The organism is Leisingera daeponensis DSM 23529 (genome assembly GCF_000473145.1).
Taxonomy (GTDB): domain Bacteria; phylum Pseudomonadota; class Alphaproteobacteria; order Rhodobacterales; family Rhodobacteraceae; genus Leisingera; species Leisingera daeponensis.
In genome coordinates this window covers 2,781,548-2,797,300 of the sequence record NZ_KI421500.1, presented here as the reverse complement: position 1 = coordinate 2,797,300, position 15,753 = coordinate 2,781,548, and the positions used below count along the sequence as shown (strand labels likewise).

The following is a 15,753-nucleotide window of genomic DNA, read 5'->3' as shown; positions in this document are numbered from 1 at the left end:
GCCCCGGATAGGGCGCGTTCCTGTTGTTCGGAAGTGCGGCACAGATCAGTCGCGCAGCAGCTCGTTGATGCCGGTCTTGGAGCGGGTCTTCTCATCAACGCGCTTCACGATCACCGCGCAGTAGAGGCTGATGTTGTTCTTCGACGGCATCGAGCCTGCGACAACCACCGAGTAAGGCGGCACTTCGCCGTACATCACTTCCCCGGTCTCGCGGTCGACGATCTTGGTCGACTTGCCGATGAACACGCCCATGCCCAGAACCGATCCTTCACGCACGATGCAGCCTTCCACCACCTCGGAACGGGCGCCGATAAAGCAGTTGTCCTCGATGATGGTGGGGCCGGCCTGCATCGGCTCCAGCACGCCGCCGATGCCGACGCCGCCTGACAGGTGGACGTTTTTGCCGATCTGAGCGCAGGAGCCGACGGTGGCCCAGGTATCGACCATGGTGCCCTCATCGACATAGGCGCCGAGGTTCACGAAGGAGGGCATCAGCACCGCGCCGGGGGCAATATAGGCGGATTTCCGGACCACGCAGTTCGGCACCGCGCGGAAGCCTGCGGATTTCCAGTCTGCCTCGCCCCAGCCGGCAAACTTGCTGTCGACCTTGTCCCACCAGCCGCCGGCCTGCGGGCCGCCTTCGTGGATTTCCATGTCCTTGATGCGGAAGCCCAGCAGCACCGCCTTCTTGGCCCACTGGTTTACATGCCAGTCGCCGTTCGCCAGCTTTTCAGCCACCCGCAGCTTGCCTGAATCCAGCGCGTTCAGGGTATCTTCGATGGCGTCGCGCTGTTCGCCGGTGGTGGCGGGGGTGATGGTGTCGCGCGCCTCCCAGGCGGCTTCGATCGCTGCTTCCAGCTGGGCGTTGGACATGGGGGTTCCTCCGGCATCGGTTTGAGTCGCAGCTTCATAGCGGCTATCGCGGTGCAGGTCATGCCCGGATTGCGTCCAAATTGCCGCCCCGGACGGCGTTTTGCGGGGTTCCGGCGGCTTAGCGCACCCGGCGCAGGTGGCGGCGCAGGATTTCGCAGGCGGCAGCAGGGTCGCGGCGCGCCATCGCCTGAACGATGGCAGCGTGGTCGGCGTCGACCCGGCGGGTCCACTGGTGCTGCCAGTTGGCAAACAGGTGGCGGGCAGCGGCAATGTGCAGATCGTCTATCGAGGCCAGCAGCCGCGGCATTGCGCAAGGCGCCAGAATCACCCGGTGGAACGCGCGGTTGAGGCGTTCCCAGCTGGCCATGTCCTCTGCCGCGTCGCAGGCCAGCCGGGCGGCCTCTGCCGCGGCGGTATCCTCCGGTGTCAGGCGGGCGAAGGCATGGGTGAGGGCCAGAACCTCCAGCGCCACACGCATTTCGATTACTTCGCGGATCTCGGAGGGGTCCAGCGCGCTGACCCTGGTGCCGCGGCGGGGTTCGGATTGCGCCAGCCCATGCGCCTCCAGCCGCAACAGCGCCTCGCGCACCGGCACGTGGCTGGCCTCGAACTCGCGGGCGATATGGTCCTGGCGCAGCTTCTCCCCGGCAGGCAGGCTGCCGGTGATGATGCGCTCGCTCAACGCCTGGTAGATGGTATCGGCAATGGTTGCGGACATGTACTGGCGATAACCGGGCGGCTGGCTGCCCGCAAGGATTATCCCAGCGGGTCCGGAGCGATGTTGCCGCCGCAGACCAGAACCGCCACGCGTTCTCCCGGGGCGGGACGGTAGGCACCGCACATCAGCGCGGCCAGCGCCGTTGCGCCGGCGGGTTCCACCAGGATCCGCCGCTCGCGCCAGAGCGCAGACTGGGCTTCGGTGATGGCGCTGTCCGGAACGGTCAGAGAGCCGATGCCCTGCGTCGCGGCAAGCTCAAAACAGATGCTGCCGATGCGCTTGGCGCCCAGGGCGTTGGCCGCAACGCCGGAGACGTCAACATCGACAGGCTGTCTTGCCGCCAGCGCCGCGTTCAGCGCACAGGCGGTTTCCGGCTCCACCGCGACAATCTTCCTGGCGCCCTGGAACCAGGCCATTGCGCCCCCGATCAGGCCGCCGCCTCCGACAGCGATCAGCAAGGTATCGGCCGCCAGCCCCTGGGCCTGCCATTCGGCAAAGCAGGTTCCCTGGCCCGCAACGGTGGCAGGTGCGTCATAGGCGTGGACCTGCATGGCACCGGTTTCCTGCTCGTAAGCCTGCGCCTGTTCCAGCGCGTTGGCATAGGCGCCGGGCACCACCTGCAGATCGGCGCCGGTGCGTTCGATCAGGGAAATCTTGGCGGGGCCCGCCATCTCCGGCACATAGATCCGCGCCTTGTGGCCCAGCTGATGCGCCGCATAGGCCGCCGCGGCGCCGTGATTGCCGCCGGAGGCCGCGACCAGACCGGCGGCCGGAACCGCCTGGCTCAGCAGCGTGTTGAAGGCGCCGCGGGCCTTGAAGCTGCCGGTGTGCTGCATGTGCTCCAGCTTCAGCTCCACCGGGAAGTCCAGTCCGAACGCCTGGGTATGCAGCACCGGTGTCTGCTGCACATGGGGGCGGATACGCTCTGCCGCTGCTGTGATTTCCTGCTGCCAATTCATGTGTTCTGCTCCCCGCTCAGTCAGCGCGCAGCTTATCCGCGCGGCGCCGGGGCGCAAGCCGGCCGCGCCAGTTCCTGCATTCTTGATTGGCGCTAACGGTCAAGGGCGGCTACAAAGGAAGTCCTGTTTATTTTGACCTGGATTGCCCATGACCGAAGACCGCCACAGCCGTTTCAGCGACGCCCATACCGACCGGAACCGGGCTGAGCATGTGCCCGCCACGCCGCAGACACGGTCGCCTGCCTACCGTCTGGCGTTCGCCGACCAGGATTTCATGTACCGGGAGGAATTGCGCCCGGTGCGGTTGCAGCTGGAGCTTCTGAAACCGGAACTGATGCTGAACGAGCGCGGCATCGAAAGCACCATCGTGATGTTCGGCGGCGCCCGCATTCCGGATCCGGAGCACAAGGATAAGGCGCGCACCCAGACGCTGGCCGATCTGTCGCATTTCTATGACGAGGCGCGCGAGTTCGCGCGGCTTATGACGGCAAAATCAAAGGAGAGCGGCGGACGCCAGAATGTCGTGGTGACAGGCGGCGGCCCCGGCGTGATGGAAGCGGGCAACCGCGGCGCAGCGGATGCGGGCGGCCATTCCATCGGCCTGTCGATCGTGCTGCCGCATGAGCAGGCGCCCAACGGCTATGTGACGCCGGACCTCAGCTTCAACTTCCACTATTTTGCAATCCGCAAGATGCACTTCCTGATGCGGGCACGGGCAATCAGCGTGTTCCCGGGCGGTTTTGGCACCCTGGATGAGCTGTTCGAAAGCCTGACCCTTATCCAGACCGGACGGATGGAGCGGGTGCCGTTCCTGCTGTTCGGCAAGGACTTCTGGGACAAGATCATCAATTGGGCGGCGCTGGCCGATGCCGGCACCATTTCGGAACAGGACCTGGACCTGTTCCGGGTGGTCGACACCGCGCAGGAGGCGGTGCGGATCATCGAAAACTGGGAACCGGCGCCGCCGCGCGAATCCCTTCCGGGGCGCGAGCGCTAAGCGCCAGGGCGGGTATCAGCTGCTGCCGGGCTCAGGCGAGTTCCGGCGGCAGCGTTCCGATTTCGTCACCCGTGGTCAGCCGGGTGAGGACCGGCGTGCCTGCCACAGTCTTCACCGCATAGCCATAGCCGCGCAGGCGGAATTTCCACTCCCGCGGGCTCAGTGCCTTCTGCCGTTCGCTGCGGATCAGTTCCAGAACGCTGGGGTCAACGGGCGCGGCCTGTTTGTCTGACGGTTGCATAAGACGATTACCTTTCAAAACATTTGTCCATGCATTGGAAACTGTCCCCGGCAGATGGCGGAATTTGTGCCGGTATGGGGTGAAAGTGTGGCGGCGGCTGATTGGTGCCATCCCGCAACACACCGCCCGCAGCAGCGCCGGTCAGTCATGCGGCCGGTTCCGGCCCGCAGCAGAGCGGATGATTTTCGCTGATTTCCATCCGTGATCATGCAAACTGAGACTGCGACCGCGGAAGTGAACGGGTTTCGCCCGGAAGCGGGCTAAACTTGGCCACATTTACAAACAAAAACCTACCGGCGGTTGAGCAGTGGAGAAGCTTGATGTCCGAAGTCACAGACTACACAGCGCTATTGGCGTATATGTCCAGCGACAGTTTCCGATGGAACAGCCTGTCTGATCTGGGAACCAGAACGGTGGTAACCTACAGTTTCACCAGCGCCAGCGAACTGGCCCCCGTCAGCAGCGATCCTTACGGCGCCTACCGGTATTGGGCTTTCGACAGCCAGCAGCGGGAGTACTTCCGCAGGGCCCTGGACGAGTTCGAGGAAGCTTCGGGTGTGATCTTTGTCGAAACCAGCGGCCCGGCGATGATCAATGTTTTCGGCTATGATGGCGGTTCGGCCGCGGGATGGGCGGATTATCCCTGGGCCAGCAGCTATTCGACCAATGAGGGCCGCCTGGCGATCGAGGGCGGCAACATAATGCCCGGGTCCTTCGGTTACGAGACGGTTCTGCATGAGATCGGCCATGCGCTGGGCCTGAAACACCCGCATGATGGTGACACCACCCTGGCTGATCACCTGGACACCCAGGCAAACACCGTGATGACCTATACCTATGCCGGCTACAACGTGACTGAGCTGGGAACCTTCGACGTGCAGGCCCTGCAGCATATCTACGGCAGCAGCGCGGGAACAGCAGAGTGGAGCGTGCGGGTCAAATCCGGCGGCATGGTGGTGATCGACACCAGCGCCGCAGCTGAAACGGTGCTGGCGGTTGGCCAGTCGAGCAAGGTTTATGGCCGCGGCGGCAGCGACACACTGATCGGACGCGAGGCTGGCGACAAACTGATTGGCGGCACCGGTCTGGATACCCTTATCGGCGGGTACGGCGAGGACCGGCTGTTTGGCGGCAAGGGAGCAGACGTCCTGATCGGTGGTCTGGACGATGATGAATATTCCGGCAGCACGGGTGAAGCTGACAAGCTGGTTGGCGGCGGCGGCTGGGATACCCTATCCGGCGGAGCCGGAGATGACACGCTGGTGGGCGGCAACGGCCGCGACCGCCTGATCGGCGGCGACGGATCGGACCAGCTGACCGGCGGCCGCCACGCGGACACCTTTGTGTTCGTCTCGGCTGATTATTACGAACAGGAAGTGATCACGGATTTCGGAGTCGGCGGCGACAAGATCGAGTTCTCGGGCACGTCTGTGGACAGCTTCAGCGACCTGTTGATCAGCCAAAGCGGCGGCAGCACGTTCATCAGCTACTACGGGCAATATGAGATTGAGCTTACCGGCTTCACCGGCACACTCACCCAGGACGACTTCCTCTTTACCTGAGGCAGCCGGGGACCCTGCCGCGCAGGGGCCGGAACCGGGTTACTTCATCCCGGCTTCGGCCTCGATCTGCTTGCGGCTCTTGCGGGCACGCTCGGTCGCTGACTTCAGCTGGCCGCAGGCCGCCATGATATCATCGCCGCGGGTTTTGCGGATCGGCGAGGCATAACCCGCCTGATAGATGATATTGGCAAACGCCCGGATACGGTTGTTGGAAGACCGCTTGTACGGGCTGCCCGGCCATTCGTTGAACGGGATCAGGTTGATCTTGGCCGGGATATTGTAACGCTTGATGTGATCGATCAGGCGGTGCGCGTCCTCGTCGGTGTCGTTCACGCCGTCCAGCATCACGTATTCAAAGGTGATCCGCTCTGAATTCGATGCCTTGGGATAATCCGCCAGTGCCTGCAAAAGCTCGTCGATGTTCCAGCGCTTGTTGATCGGCACCAGCACGTCGCGGGTCTCGTTGGTGGTGGCGTGGAAGGAAATCGCCAGCAGACAGCCGATTTCCTGCGCGGTGCGGGCAATTTCCGGCACCACGCCGGAGGTCGACAGCGTGATCCGGCGGCGGCTGAGGGAGATGCCTTCCGGGTCCATCGCGATCTTCATCGCATCGCGAACGTTGTCGAAGTTGTAAAGCGGCTCGCCCATGCCCATCAGCACGATGTTGGAGAGCAGCCGGGTCTCCTCCTTTGGCGCGCCCGGCACCGGCCATTCCTCCAGATCGTCGCGCGCCATCATCACCTGGCCGACGATCTCGGCCGGGGTCAGGTTGCGCACCAGCTTCTGGGTGCCGGTGTGGCAGAAGGAGCAGGTCAGGGTGCAGCCCACTTGCGAGGAGATGCACAGGGTTCCGCGGTCCTCCTCGGGGATATAGACCACTTCGACCTCATGGCCGCCTGCAATGCGCACCAGATACTTGCGGGTGCCGTCGGTCGACACTTGCTTGCTCACAACTTCGGGGATGCGGATTTCAAACGTCTCCGCAAGCTGCGCGCGGTAGGCTTTGGCCAGGTTGGTCATCTCGGCAAAGTCGCGCTTGCCCCACTGGTAGATCCACTGCCAGATCTGGCCAACCCGCATTTTGGCCTGTTTCTCAGGCGTGCCGTGCTCCATCAGCACCTCGCGCATCCGGTCGCGGGTCAATCCGACAAGATTGATCTTGCCGCCTTCGGGGGCCTTGCGGGGCAGGGTCAAGACGTCTTGGGTGATCGGCGCGCTGGCGGTCATGGCTTTCGGACTCGATGCTGATGGGCGGATGCGGCTCTATATAGGAATTCGAACAGAGATCAAAAGGAATCCTGCCAATTTGCTTGCATAGCGGCTACCCGGCATACCGCATCAGCTCATCAATCCGGGCACGGCCCAGCTGTGTCCGGCAGGAACGGATCGCAATCCCCGTCCCCGAGCCGCCGCCGTATGTCGCCCCCACAAAGGCGCAGTGTTCCTCACGGTAGGCTTCCCAAGCCTTTTGCCCGGACTCAAGCGCGGGAACTGCGTCGCTTCGGCCAGTGGCTTCGTCGAGGTCTTCTGCTGAAGTCAAGGCAAAGCTCAAAGCCGTGGCAAGTGCCGCCTCGACCCGTTCCTCGTCCTTGGCAACGCACTCGCCGATCTCCACCTGAGAGCCGGCATTGCCGCACTCAAGCGCGGGGTCTGCAGAAACGGGTTGTGTTAGAACAATCAGAACACCAATGACGCGACGCAGCATGGCAGGCACCTCCTGCCGCATTCTACGCTCCTCACGGCTTTTAAACAAGAAAACCCCGGCGCGGGCCGGGGTTTGCTGACGGACCGTCTGGTCAGCGCTTACTTGCTGCAGCGTTTCTCGGCGTCTTCCACCGCGGCGGTAAAGCCCAGCAGCGAGAAAGTATCCTGGGTCTGGGTGCCGCGAGCGGACCGCGCGGTCAGCACGGCATCAGAACCGCGCTTCATCGCGGTGATGATCTTGGCGTCATCCGCAGGGGTGGCCGGCCAGGCCCATTCGCCCTCGGTGAACAGCTCGAATTCGGAGTCGCCGATCGCCATATTGACGGTGGAGCCCGGCGCAAACGGATAGCCGCCGGTAAAGCTCACCTCGCCCTTGGGGGTGGCGTCCGCGCGGTAGGTGACGAACAGCTGGATCTCGCTGCGGCGCACCGCCACTACGCGGCCGTCGCGGGTGTTCACGGTTTCCTTCGGAGCCGACACGCCCCAGCATTCATTCGGGTCATTGCCCTCGAAGACGCTCCAATCGACCTTGGCCGCAACCCTGTTGTTCGACGTTTCCTGCGCAGATGCGGTGGTTGCCAATGCTGCCAGACACAGGCCCGCAGCCACGCGGGCGAGTTTCAATGCCATTTGTCCCGACTCCAAGACTGTTCTTTTACCTCAAAAACCAAGCAAAGGGCCCGCAGCGTTTCATCCGCTGTCTGGTCCCGATCCCCTCGCTTGCGCTACACAACCACACTAACGTAACAAGCACCACGGGCGAAAGTGCGTTTTGGCAGGATTTCGCCAACAAAACATAAGGGGAGAGATCATGCCGAATCCTGTGCCCATGGCTGAAGTCTGGCGCGGACCGCTGCTGGAAAGCCTGCACCTGGGCCATGCTGTCATCTGCGATGCCTCCGGGCAGGTGGTGCGCAGCTGGGGCGACCCCGATGCGGTGATCTACCCGCGCAGCTCTGCCAAGATGATCCAGGCGCTGCCGCTGATCACCTCCGGCGCCGCCGCGCGCTACGGCCTCACGTCCGAGCAGCTGGCGCTGGCCTGCGCCTCCCACAACGGCGCGCACATCCATACGGACCGGGTCAATGCCTGGCTCGGCCAGCTGGGGCTGAAGGACGATGATTTCCGCTGCGGCCCGCAGTTGCCGGATGACATCCCGGCCCGCAACGAGCTGATCAAGTCTGACAGCAGCCCCTGCCAGGTGCACAACAACTGCTCCGGCAAGCACGCAGGCTTCCTGACCCTGAATCAGTATCTGGGCGGCGGCGCAGAGTACATTGAGGTGGACCACCCGGTGCAGCAGGCCTGCCTTGCGGCGTTTGAGGAAACCACCGGCCAGGACAGCCCGGGCTATGGCATCGACGGCTGCTCAGCGCCGAACTTTGCCACCACCGTCACCGGGCTGGCGCGTTCAATGGCTTGGTTTGCCAGCGCGGCTGACCGCTCCGGCCGCGCCTCAGAGGCGGCGCAGCAACTGGTCGCCGCGATGACCGCGCATCCCGAACTGGTGGCCGGCGAAACCCGTTGCTGCACGAACCTGATGCGCGCGATGGGCGGTAAGGTGGCGATCAAGACCGGCGCCGAGGCGGTGTTCATCGCCATCCTGCCGGAACAGAAGCTGGGTGTTGCGCTGAAGATCGCCGACGGCGCCACCCGTGCCAGCGAATGCGCGATTGCGGCGCTGCTGGTCAGCCTCGGCGTGCTGGACGCAGATCACCCGGAGACCCGCAAGTACATGAACAAGACGCTCTACAGCCGCCGCGGGCTGGAATGCGGCGCAATCCGTCCCGCGGCGGAGCTGCTGTTCCAATAAGGCAGCGGCGCCGCTGTTCTGAAATCAAATGCCCCGGCGCTGAACCGGGGCATTTTCTTACATCTCCATCTCGATGATTTCGGCAACTTCGACCGAGCCGCTGCCGTCCGCCACCATCGGGCAGCCCTTGGCCATCTCGCAGGCCTCGTCCTGGCTGGCCGCCTGCACAACCGAATAGCCCGAAACCGGATTGGCGCCGCCATTGTCCGCGACGCCGCCGGCGCTGACTGTCTTGGACATGCCCACCGGCGCGCCCGGCACCTTCAGCGCGTCCCCCATCGAGCCCATCCAGCTCTTCCAGGATTCCATCACCTTGGCGCCTTCCTCCTCGCTCTCCGGGGTCTTGCCGCCGTGGTAGACAAAAATGAACTCTGGCATCGGTCTTCTCCCTTGGTTGCGGTGAAATGCGCGTCAGGCATCTGCGGTGAGCTGAGCCCCCAGCTTGCGCAGGGTCGAGGTCCAGCCCTCGTCATGGCGCTCGGCAATTCCGTCATCGCCCAGATCGCGGTGGTCAATCAGCAGCATGGCGCCGTCTCCGGCGACGGCGACGGTAAAGGTCACATGGCTCTCGGCGCCGCGGCTGCCGTCCTCATCGTGCCAAGCCCAGGTAAAGCCGACGGATTTCGGCGCATCCACATGGGTTACCTGACCGGAAACATGGAACCGCTGCCCGTCTCTGTTCTGCATGACGGAATGCCACGGCCCGGTGCGGCTGAGATCCAGATCGTGCTCCGGAATGCTGACGCCTTCCGGCCCCCACCATCTCAGCAGCTTGTCCGGCGTGGTCACCCAATCGAACAATGTCTCCGGGCTGACCGGGAAGATCCGTTGCAACTGCAGATCGCTCATGCGCCGTCCTCCCTCAGGGCCGCCTCCAGCCGGTCCAGGCTGCCGTCCCAGAACCCTTTGCGGGATTGGGTCCACTCGGCAATCAGTCTGAGGCCCTCAGGCCGGGCGGAATAGAGCCGCCTTGGGCCATCGGCGCGCTGAGTCACCAGTCCGGCCTCGCGCAGCACCTTCAGATGGCGCGAGATGGCCGGCCCCGAAATGGATGCCCCCGGCGCCAGGTCGCCCGCCGGCAGTTCGCCTTGGGTGATCAGCTGGTCGACAATCGACATGCGGGTTTCGTCCGACAGGGCTGCAAAAGATTTCAGAAGCGGGTTCATGGGCTCATTATTAACGCATTTGTTAAATAATGAAAGTGTTAAATCTACTCCGTTGCAGGGCCGCAAGGTCCGCGGCCCTTGCGGCCCTGCCGAAGAACAGGGGGCTCCCGCCTGTCGTCAGCCTGTTCTGCGAACAGGCCTCCTCCCGTTGGGCCCGGCGCTGCGCAGGTGCGCAGCGCCGGGCCCAAGGCCGCCAAGGGGTGGTTGCGCCAGCAGCCGCACCTGCGGGCGCGGGAGTGCCCCGGACTGCGGCCCCTGGAACGGGCTCAGCTTTTGATATCGGCCTCGGAATAGCCCTGGATATACAGAAGCGCCGTCAAGTCGCCGTGATTGATGCGGATATCGCATTCCGCCGCCACCGAAGGTTTGGCGTGCAGCGCGACGCCTGCGCCTGCGCGTTTCAGCATGCCCAGGTCGTTGGCACCGTCGCCCACCGCGATCACATCCGCCTCGCCGATTCCCAGCCGGGCGGTGATCTGCTCCAGCGCTTCCACCTTGGCCTCGCGGCCCAGGATCGGCCGCGCCGCTTCGCCGGTCAGCCTGCCGCCTTCCGTCAGCAGCGTGTTGGCCCGGTTCTCGTCAAAGCCCAGCTCCGCCGCCACCCTGGAGGTGAAGGCCGTGAACCCGCCCGACACCAGCGCCGCATACGCGCCATTTGCCTTCATCACCGACAGCAGCTGCCTGCCGCCCGGCATCAGGGTGATGCGCTCGTCCAGAACCTTGCCGATTACCGTCTCCGGCAGCCCCTGCAGCAGCCCGACCCGCTCGATCAGCGCGCCCTCGAAATCCAGCTCGCCGTTCATTGCCCGTGCGGTGATGTCCTTGACCCGCGCGCCAACACCCGCTTCCTCGGCCAGCTCGTCGATGCATTCCTGCTGGATCATGGTCGAATCCATGTCGGCCAGCAGCATCTTCTTCTTACGTCCGTCGGCGGGCTGGATCACCAGATCCACACCCATCTGCTGCAAATCCTCCCAGACCTGCCAGCGGTTGTCCGGCATCTGCTCCAGCGCAAACTCGGCCGCGACGCCCGGGGCCAGCCAGATGGCCTCGCCGCCGCCCCAGGCATTGCGCAGTGATTCGGGCAGGGCGGGCTCCAGCACCGGGCTGGCTGGATTGCAGATCAGGCTGGCAACAAACATCGGCAGGCTCCGTTTCCTCAGGATTCCCTTTCTCATAGCGGGCCGCCCGGGCATCGGCCAGATGGCAAAAAGCCGTTCAAAACCGGAGGCGTCATAAGGAGCGGTCCTGTTCGCCATTTCAGGGTGGCTGTTTCCGATGGTGGAAAATCATGTCGCAAAAAACATCCCAACAGCCGCATTCTTCTGATTTTTTCTGTTGCATGCCGCGCTGCAGCAGCCTAGCTCTGTACCCGGGACACCCCTCCCCAACGAGGGGCGCTTATCTGGAAGGATAGCATTTATGGCTATTGCACAACCGGCATCGCGGCCGGTCAATCCGCGTTTTTCTTCGGGCCCCTGCGCCAAACCTCCCGTCTTTGACCTGTCGAAACTTGCCGGCGCGCCGCTGGGCCGCTCGCACCGCGCTGCGGTTGGCAAGGAGAAGCTGAAGGCGGCGATCGAGGGCACCCGCGAGATCCTGGACATTCCCGCAGACTACAAAATCGGCATTGTGCCGGCCTCGGACACCGGCGCGGTGGAAATGGCGATGTGGAACCTGCTGGGCGCCCGCGGCACCGAGATGCTGGCCTGGGAAAGCTTCGGCTCCGGCTGGGTCACCGACGTTGTGAAACAGCTCAAGCTGGACGCCACCGTCAAGACCGCCGATTACGGCCGGATCGTGGACCTGGGCACCGTCGATTTCACCAATGACGTTGTTTTCACCTGGAACGGCACCACCTCCGGCGTGCGCGTACCCAACGGCGACTGGATCCCGGCGGACCGCGAAGGGCTGACGATCTGCGACGCGACCTCCGCGGCCTTTGCGCAGCATCTGCCCTGGGACAAGCTGGATGTGACCACGTTCTCCTGGCAGAAGGTGCTGGGCGGCGAAGCGGCGCACGGCATGATCATCCTCAGCCCCCGCGCGGTCGAACGGCTGGAAAGCTACACCCCAGCCTGGCCGCTGCCGAAAATCTTCCGCCTGACCAAGGGCGGCAAGCTGATCGAAGGGATTTTCAAGGGCGAGACCATCAACACGCCCTCGATGCTGGCGGTGGAGGACTACCTTCTGGCGCTGGACTGGGCCCGCTCGGTGGGCGGGATGGAAGGCCTGCGCGAACGCGCCTACGCCAACCTGGCCGCGGTGCAAAGCTTTGTGCAGGACAACCCTTGGATTGCCTTCCTGGCGGAACAGCCGGAATACCGCTCCAACACCAGCGTCTGCCTCAAGTTCACCGATGAGCGCATCCAGGACGGCGCCGTCTTTGCCAAGGCCGTGGCCAAGCGTCTGGAAGCGGAAGGCGTGGCCTATGACATCGGCGCCTACCGCGACGCGCCTCCGGGACTGCGCATCTGGTGCGGCGGGACAGTTGAGGCTGCCGACGTGGCGGCGCTGATGCCCTGGATCAAATGGGCCTTCGAGGCCGAGATCGCGGCTCAGACCGAAGCCGCCTGAACAACGCCTGTGCCCGGCGGTACCGCCGGGCAGCGCCCGACCCTCCCGTTTTGCCGAAGGCGAACCTTCGGTTTGGCTGGAGGGCGCATCACGCCCACCCAGGGCCGGGCGCAGCCCTCGCACAAAACTTCGCACAATCGGCCGCAACGGCCCCCGCAACAAGGACCGCAATCATGGCTCCCAAAGTTCTCATCTCCGACAAGCTGTCTGAGGCCGCCGTTCAGATCTTCCGCGACCGCGGCATCGACGTCGACTTCCTGCCCGACGTGGGCAAGGACAAGGAAAAACTGGCGGAAATCATCGGCCAGTATGACGGCCTCGCCATCCGCTCCGCCACCAAGGTAACGGAAAAGATCCTGGAGAACGCCGATAACCTCAAGGTGATCGGCCGCGCCGGCATCGGCACCGACAACATCGACAGGGAAGCCGCCTCCAAGCGCGGCGTCATTGTCATGAACACACCGTTTGGCAACATGATCACCACTGCCGAACATGCCATCGCCATGATGTTCGCGGTGGCGCGCCAGCTGCCCGAGGCCTCCGCCTCCACCCATGCCGGCAAGTGGGAAAAGTCCAAGTTCATGGGCGTGGAGCTGACCGCCAAGACCCTGGGTGTGATCGGCGCCGGCAACATCGGCGGCATCGTCTGCGATCGCGCCCGCGGCCTCAAGATGAAGGTTGTGGCCTATGACCCCTATCTGAGCCAGGAAAAGGCTGACAAGATGGGCGTCGAAAAGGTGGAGCTGGATGAGCTGCTCGCCCGCGCCGACTTCATCACCCTGCATGTGCCGCTGACCGAGCAGACCCGCAACATCCTGTCCAAGGAAAACCTGGAGAAGACCAAGAAGGGCGTGCGCATCATCAACTGCGCCCGCGGCGGCTTGGTGGATGAGGCCGCGCTGGCGGAGCTTCTGACCTCCGGCCATGTGGCCGGCGCCGCCTTCGACGTCTTCTCGGAGGAGCCGGCCAAGGAAAACGCTCTCTTCGGTCTGCCCAACGTGGTCTGCACCCCGCACCTGGGCGCCGCCACCACCGAAGCGCAGGAAAACGTCGCCCTGCAGGTGGCAGAGCAAATGTCCAATTACCTGCTGACCGGTGCGGTTGAAAACGCGCTCAACATGCCGTCGGTGACGGCTGAGGAAGCCAAGGTCATGGGCCCCTGGATCAAGCTTGCCGACCACCTCGGCAGCTTCGTCGGCCAGATGACCGACGAGCCGATCAAGGCGATCAACATCCTCTACGACGGCGCGGCGGCCGGCCTGAACCTGGACGCGCTGAACTGCGCGGTGATCGCCGGCATCATGAAGCGTTCCAACCCCGAGGTGAACCTCGTCTCCGCCCCGGTGGTGGCCAAGGAGCGCGGCATCCAGATCTCCACCACCAACCAGGACAAATCCGGTGCCTTTGATGGCTATATTAAGGTGACTGCCGTCACCTCCAAGCGCGAGCGCTCGGTGGCGGGCACCGTGTTCTCCGACGGCAAGCCGCGGTTCATCCAGATCAAGGGCATCAACCTCGAGGCGGATGTGGGCGCGCATATGCTCTACACCACCAACGAGGACGTGCCGGGCATCATCGGCACCCTGGGCCAAACTCTGGGCGACAACGGCGTCAACATCGCAAACTTCACCCTGGGCCGTGCCGAAGCCGGCGGCGAGGCCATCGCTCTGCTCTACGTGGATGAGCCCGTCCCGGCTGAGATCCGCGCCAAGCTTGCCGAAACCGGCCTGTTCAACCAGATCAAGCCGCTGGAGTTCGACGTCGTCTAAACAGACCTGCGCAAGACCTCAAAAGCCCCCGCCACCGCTGCGGGGGCTTTTTCAATGCCCCTTCTGGCGCGCAAACACTGCCTTTTCCGGCCGGTGCCGCAGCACAACCGCGGCAAAGATCAGCATCGACAACAGCGCCGCCACTGATCCCGCCTGCGCCAGCCCCTCGCCGCGCTCCTGGATGGCCAGCGGAATGCCCGGCACCAGCAGCGCCAGCGCCAGCAGCGCCGCGCCCAGATGCAGACGAGGCAGCGCGCCCCCGGCGGCGGCCGGCAGCAGGTGGTAATAAAACGCATAGATCGAACAGCTGACCCAGCCCAGCAGGTTCAGATGCCCATGGGCCGGCGACAGCAGGTGGTCCTGGCTCGCCGACATCTGTATGCCCCAGATCATGCCGCCAAGCGCCGACACAACCGCGGCCAGCATAAACCACCGCGCAATCCCCTCCATCTCCAACTCTCCCTGTTCAGCTTGATGGCAAACTGCCGATGCCAGTAACGTGGCGCGCTTTGTCCGGATTGCCAGCCGCGCACCTGCATTCCCGGGGTTGAGCCGCGCGGCGCAATGCGCCATCACTCCGGCAGATCCGCACAAAGGAGCCGCCATGACCGCCCCCCTCTACGCCATAGGAGACATCCACGGACAGCTGGAGATGCTCGACCAGGCGCTGGCCCGGATCGAGGCCGACGGCGGCGAGGGCGCCCGTATCGTCTTCCTCGGCGACTACACCGACCGCGGCCCGGACAGCAGCGGTGTGCTCGAACGGCTCGCCCGGGGGCAGGCCGAGGGGCGTGACTGGATCTGTCTCAAGGGCAACCACGACCGGATGTTCTCGATGTTTCTGGAGGAGTACCCGCGCAACGACGCCCGCCTGCTGGTCGGCTATCACTGGCTGCATGAGCAAATCGGCGGACTTGAGACGCTGCAGTCCTATGGGGTGGAGGTGGAAGACGGCGACCGCATTTACCAGACCCACGCCCGCGCCCGCGCCGCGGTTCCGCAGGCGCATCTGGATTTTCTGTCCCGCCTCAAACCCTATCACCAAGAAGGCGGGCTGCTTTTTGTCCACGCAGGCGTCCGCCCCGGCCTGCCGCTGGAGAGCCAAAACGAGGACGACCTGATCTGGATCCGCCAGGAGTTCCTCAACGACGAGCGCGCCCACCCCTGGCTGGTGGTGCACGGCCACACCCCGGGCAGGCGGGCGGAGCACCGGGGGAACCGGGTGAATCTCGACAGCGGCGCCGGCTACGGCCGCCCTCTCAGCGCCGCGGTGTTCGAAGGCCGCGACTGCTGGCTGCTGACGGAAGCGGGCAGAGTGGCGCTGACGCCCTGATCCGCTTTCATCTTTCCGCAAATACTCTGGGGGTGAGCGCC

General features: G+C 64.3%; 18 protein-coding genes. 6 read left to right on the top strand and 12 right to left on the bottom strand.

Annotated elements, in window-relative coordinates; all coding sequences use genetic code 11:
• Window positions 1-45 precede the first annotated feature (45 nt).
• From dapD to DAEP_RS0114190, 3 genes are all read right to left on the bottom strand, one after another.
• Complete coding sequence (gene dapD / locus DAEP_RS0114200; RefSeq protein WP_008555296.1) at window positions 46-873, bottom strand: 2,3,4,5-tetrahydropyridine-2,6-dicarboxylate N-succinyltransferase; 828 nt, start codon at window positions 871-873, stop codon at window positions 46-48.
• A gap of 118 nt (window positions 874-991) precedes the next feature.
• Window positions 992-1,591, bottom strand: coding sequence for a GntR family transcriptional regulator (locus DAEP_RS0114195; RefSeq protein ID WP_027245097.1), 600 nt, complete (start codon window positions 1,589-1,591; stop codon window positions 992-994).
• 38 nt (window positions 1,592-1,629) lie between these two features.
• Window positions 1,630-2,550 (bottom strand): threonine/serine dehydratase, encoded by a 921-nt coding sequence (locus tag DAEP_RS0114190; protein ID WP_027245096.1) that lies wholly within the window; start codon window positions 2,548-2,550, stop codon window positions 1,630-1,632.
• 148 nt (window positions 2,551-2,698) lie between these two features.
• Between DAEP_RS0114190 and DAEP_RS0114185 the strand changes: the two genes are divergently transcribed.
• On the top strand, window positions 2,699-3,547 hold the full coding sequence (locus tag DAEP_RS0114185; protein ID WP_008556099.1) for an LOG family protein: 849 nt from the start codon (window positions 2,699-2,701) through the stop codon (window positions 3,545-3,547).
• 31 nt (window positions 3,548-3,578) lie between these two features.
• Here DAEP_RS0114185 and DAEP_RS0114180 read toward each other — a convergent pair whose 3' ends face one another.
• Entirely contained in the window at window positions 3,579-3,788 is a 210-nt protein-coding gene (locus DAEP_RS0114180; RefSeq protein ID WP_027245095.1) for a hypothetical protein, read from the bottom strand.
• Between the two features lie 320 nt (window positions 3,789-4,108).
• Here DAEP_RS0114180 and DAEP_RS0114175 point away from each other — a divergent pair, with 320 nt between their 5' ends.
• On the top strand, window positions 4,109-5,350 hold the full coding sequence (locus DAEP_RS0114175) for a zinc-dependent metalloprotease family protein (RefSeq protein WP_027245094.1): 1,242 nt from the start codon (window positions 4,109-4,111) through the stop codon (window positions 5,348-5,350).
• 39 nt (window positions 5,351-5,389) lie between these two features.
• Here the strand turns inward: DAEP_RS0114175 and rlmN are convergent, their stop codons facing one another.
• The 3 genes from rlmN to DAEP_RS0114160 all read right to left on the bottom strand — a co-directional run bounded on the left by rlmN (window position 5,390) and on the right by DAEP_RS0114160 (window position 7,684).
• Window positions 5,390-6,577, bottom strand: coding sequence for a dual-specificity RNA methyltransferase RlmN (gene rlmN / locus DAEP_RS0114170; protein ID WP_027245093.1), 1,188 nt, complete (start codon window positions 6,575-6,577; stop codon window positions 5,390-5,392).
• Window positions 6,578-6,671: 94 nt separating this feature from the next.
• On the bottom strand, window positions 6,672-7,076 hold the full coding sequence (locus tag DAEP_RS0114165; RefSeq protein WP_027245092.1) for a lysozyme inhibitor LprI family protein: 405 nt from the start codon (window positions 7,074-7,076) through the stop codon (window positions 6,672-6,674).
• A 77-nt stretch (window positions 7,077-7,153) separates the two neighbouring features.
• The gene (locus DAEP_RS0114160; RefSeq protein WP_008556280.1) at window positions 7,154-7,684 is read right to left on the bottom strand and encodes an invasion associated locus B family protein; all 531 of its coding nucleotides are present in this window, start codon (window positions 7,682-7,684) and stop codon (window positions 7,154-7,156) included.
• Between the two features lie 181 nt (window positions 7,685-7,865).
• Here DAEP_RS0114160 and DAEP_RS0114155 point away from each other — a divergent pair, with 181 nt between their 5' ends.
• Window positions 7,866-8,867: an asparaginase gene (locus DAEP_RS0114155; RefSeq protein ID WP_027245091.1), complete on the top strand. Its 1,002-nt coding sequence runs from the start codon at window positions 7,866-7,868 to the stop codon at window positions 8,865-8,867.
• A 57-nt stretch (window positions 8,868-8,924) separates the two neighbouring features.
• On the opposite strand, the gene DAEP_RS0114150 is transcribed toward DAEP_RS0114155, so the two are convergent.
• From DAEP_RS0114150 to serB, 4 genes are all read right to left on the bottom strand, one after another.
• Window positions 8,925-9,245, bottom strand: coding sequence for a YciI family protein (locus tag DAEP_RS0114150; protein WP_008554711.1), 321 nt, complete (start codon window positions 9,243-9,245; stop codon window positions 8,925-8,927).
• Window positions 9,246-9,278: 33 nt separating this feature from the next.
• On the bottom strand, window positions 9,279-9,716 hold the full coding sequence (locus tag DAEP_RS0114145) for an SRPBCC family protein (RefSeq protein WP_027245090.1): 438 nt from the start codon (window positions 9,714-9,716) through the stop codon (window positions 9,279-9,281).
• Window positions 9,713-10,033: an ArsR/SmtB family transcription factor gene (locus DAEP_RS0114140; protein WP_027245089.1), complete on the bottom strand. Its 321-nt coding sequence runs from the start codon at window positions 10,031-10,033 to the stop codon at window positions 9,713-9,715. The genes DAEP_RS0114145 and DAEP_RS0114140 overlap by 4 nt, the downstream gene beginning before the upstream one ends.
• A gap of 266 nt (window positions 10,034-10,299) precedes the next feature.
• Window positions 10,300-11,175, bottom strand: a complete 876-nt coding sequence (serB, locus tag DAEP_RS0114135) for a phosphoserine phosphatase SerB (RefSeq protein WP_027245088.1) — start codon at window positions 11,173-11,175, stop codon at window positions 10,300-10,302.
• 280 nt (window positions 11,176-11,455) lie between these two features.
• On the opposite strand from serB, the gene DAEP_RS0114130 reads away from it, so the two are divergent.
• A complete protein-coding gene (locus DAEP_RS0114130) occupies window positions 11,456-12,610 on the top strand; it encodes a phosphoserine transaminase (protein WP_027245087.1) in 1,155 nt (384 codons plus the stop codon).
• Window positions 12,611-12,783: 173 nt separating this feature from the next.
• Window positions 12,784-14,379, top strand: coding sequence for a phosphoglycerate dehydrogenase (serA, locus tag DAEP_RS0114125; protein WP_008556385.1), 1,596 nt, complete (start codon window positions 12,784-12,786; stop codon window positions 14,377-14,379).
• A 51-nt stretch (window positions 14,380-14,430) separates the two neighbouring features.
• Here serA and DAEP_RS0114120 read toward each other — a convergent pair whose 3' ends face one another.
• Window positions 14,431-14,829, bottom strand: coding sequence for a hypothetical protein (locus DAEP_RS0114120; protein ID WP_027245086.1), 399 nt, complete (start codon window positions 14,827-14,829; stop codon window positions 14,431-14,433).
• Between the two features lie 154 nt (window positions 14,830-14,983).
• On the opposite strand from DAEP_RS0114120, the gene DAEP_RS0114115 reads away from it, so the two are divergent.
• Entirely contained in the window at window positions 14,984-15,712 is a 729-nt protein-coding gene (locus DAEP_RS0114115; RefSeq protein WP_027245085.1) for a metallophosphoesterase family protein, read from the top strand.
• Window positions 15,713-15,753 lie beyond the last annotated feature (41 nt).

Bases quoted from the DNA above. Each gene is read 5' to 3' on its own strand.
- dapD (WP_008555296.1), bottom strand. From the start codon at position 873: ATGTCCAACGCCCAGCTGGAAGCAGCGATCGAAGCCGCCTGGGAGGCG.
- DAEP_RS0114195 (WP_027245097.1), bottom strand. From the start codon at position 1,591: ATGTCCGCAACCATTGCCGATACCATCTACCAGGCGTTGAGCGAGCGC.
- DAEP_RS0114190 (WP_027245096.1), bottom strand. From the start codon at position 2,550: ATGAATTGGCAGCAGGAAATCACAGCAGCGGCAGAGCGTATCCGCCCC.
- DAEP_RS0114185 (WP_008556099.1), top strand. From the start codon at position 2,699: ATGACCGAAGACCGCCACAGCCGTTTCAGCGACGCCCATACCGACCGG.
- DAEP_RS0114180 (WP_027245095.1), bottom strand. From the start codon at position 3,788: ATGCAACCGTCAGACAAACAGGCCGCGCCCGTTGACCCCAGCGTTCTG.
- DAEP_RS0114175 (WP_027245094.1), top strand. From the start codon at position 4,109: ATGTCCGAAGTCACAGACTACACAGCGCTATTGGCGTATATGTCCAGC.
- rlmN (WP_027245093.1), bottom strand. From the start codon at position 6,577: ATGACCGCCAGCGCGCCGATCACCCAAGACGTCTTGACCCTGCCCCGC.
- DAEP_RS0114165 (WP_027245092.1), bottom strand. From the start codon at position 7,076: ATGCGGCAGGAGGTGCCTGCCATGCTGCGTCGCGTCATTGGTGTTCTG.
- DAEP_RS0114160 (WP_008556280.1), bottom strand. From the start codon at position 7,684: ATGGCATTGAAACTCGCCCGCGTGGCTGCGGGCCTGTGTCTGGCAGCA.
- DAEP_RS0114155 (WP_027245091.1), top strand. From the start codon at position 7,866: ATGCCGAATCCTGTGCCCATGGCTGAAGTCTGGCGCGGACCGCTGCTG.
- DAEP_RS0114150 (WP_008554711.1), bottom strand. From the start codon at position 9,245: ATGCCAGAGTTCATTTTTGTCTACCACGGCGGCAAGACCCCGGAGAGC.
- DAEP_RS0114145 (WP_027245090.1), bottom strand. From the start codon at position 9,716: ATGAGCGATCTGCAGTTGCAACGGATCTTCCCGGTCAGCCCGGAGACA.
- DAEP_RS0114140 (WP_027245089.1), bottom strand. From the start codon at position 10,033: ATGAACCCGCTTCTGAAATCTTTTGCAGCCCTGTCGGACGAAACCCGC.
- serB (WP_027245088.1), bottom strand. From the start codon at position 11,175: ATGTTTGTTGCCAGCCTGATCTGCAATCCAGCCAGCCCGGTGCTGGAG.
- DAEP_RS0114130 (WP_027245087.1), top strand. From the start codon at position 11,456: ATGGCTATTGCACAACCGGCATCGCGGCCGGTCAATCCGCGTTTTTCT.
- serA (WP_008556385.1), top strand. From the start codon at position 12,784: ATGGCTCCCAAAGTTCTCATCTCCGACAAGCTGTCTGAGGCCGCCGTT.
- DAEP_RS0114120 (WP_027245086.1), bottom strand. From the start codon at position 14,829: ATGGAGGGGATTGCGCGGTGGTTTATGCTGGCCGCGGTTGTGTCGGCG.
- DAEP_RS0114115 (WP_027245085.1), top strand. From the start codon at position 14,984: ATGACCGCCCCCCTCTACGCCATAGGAGACATCCACGGACAGCTGGAG.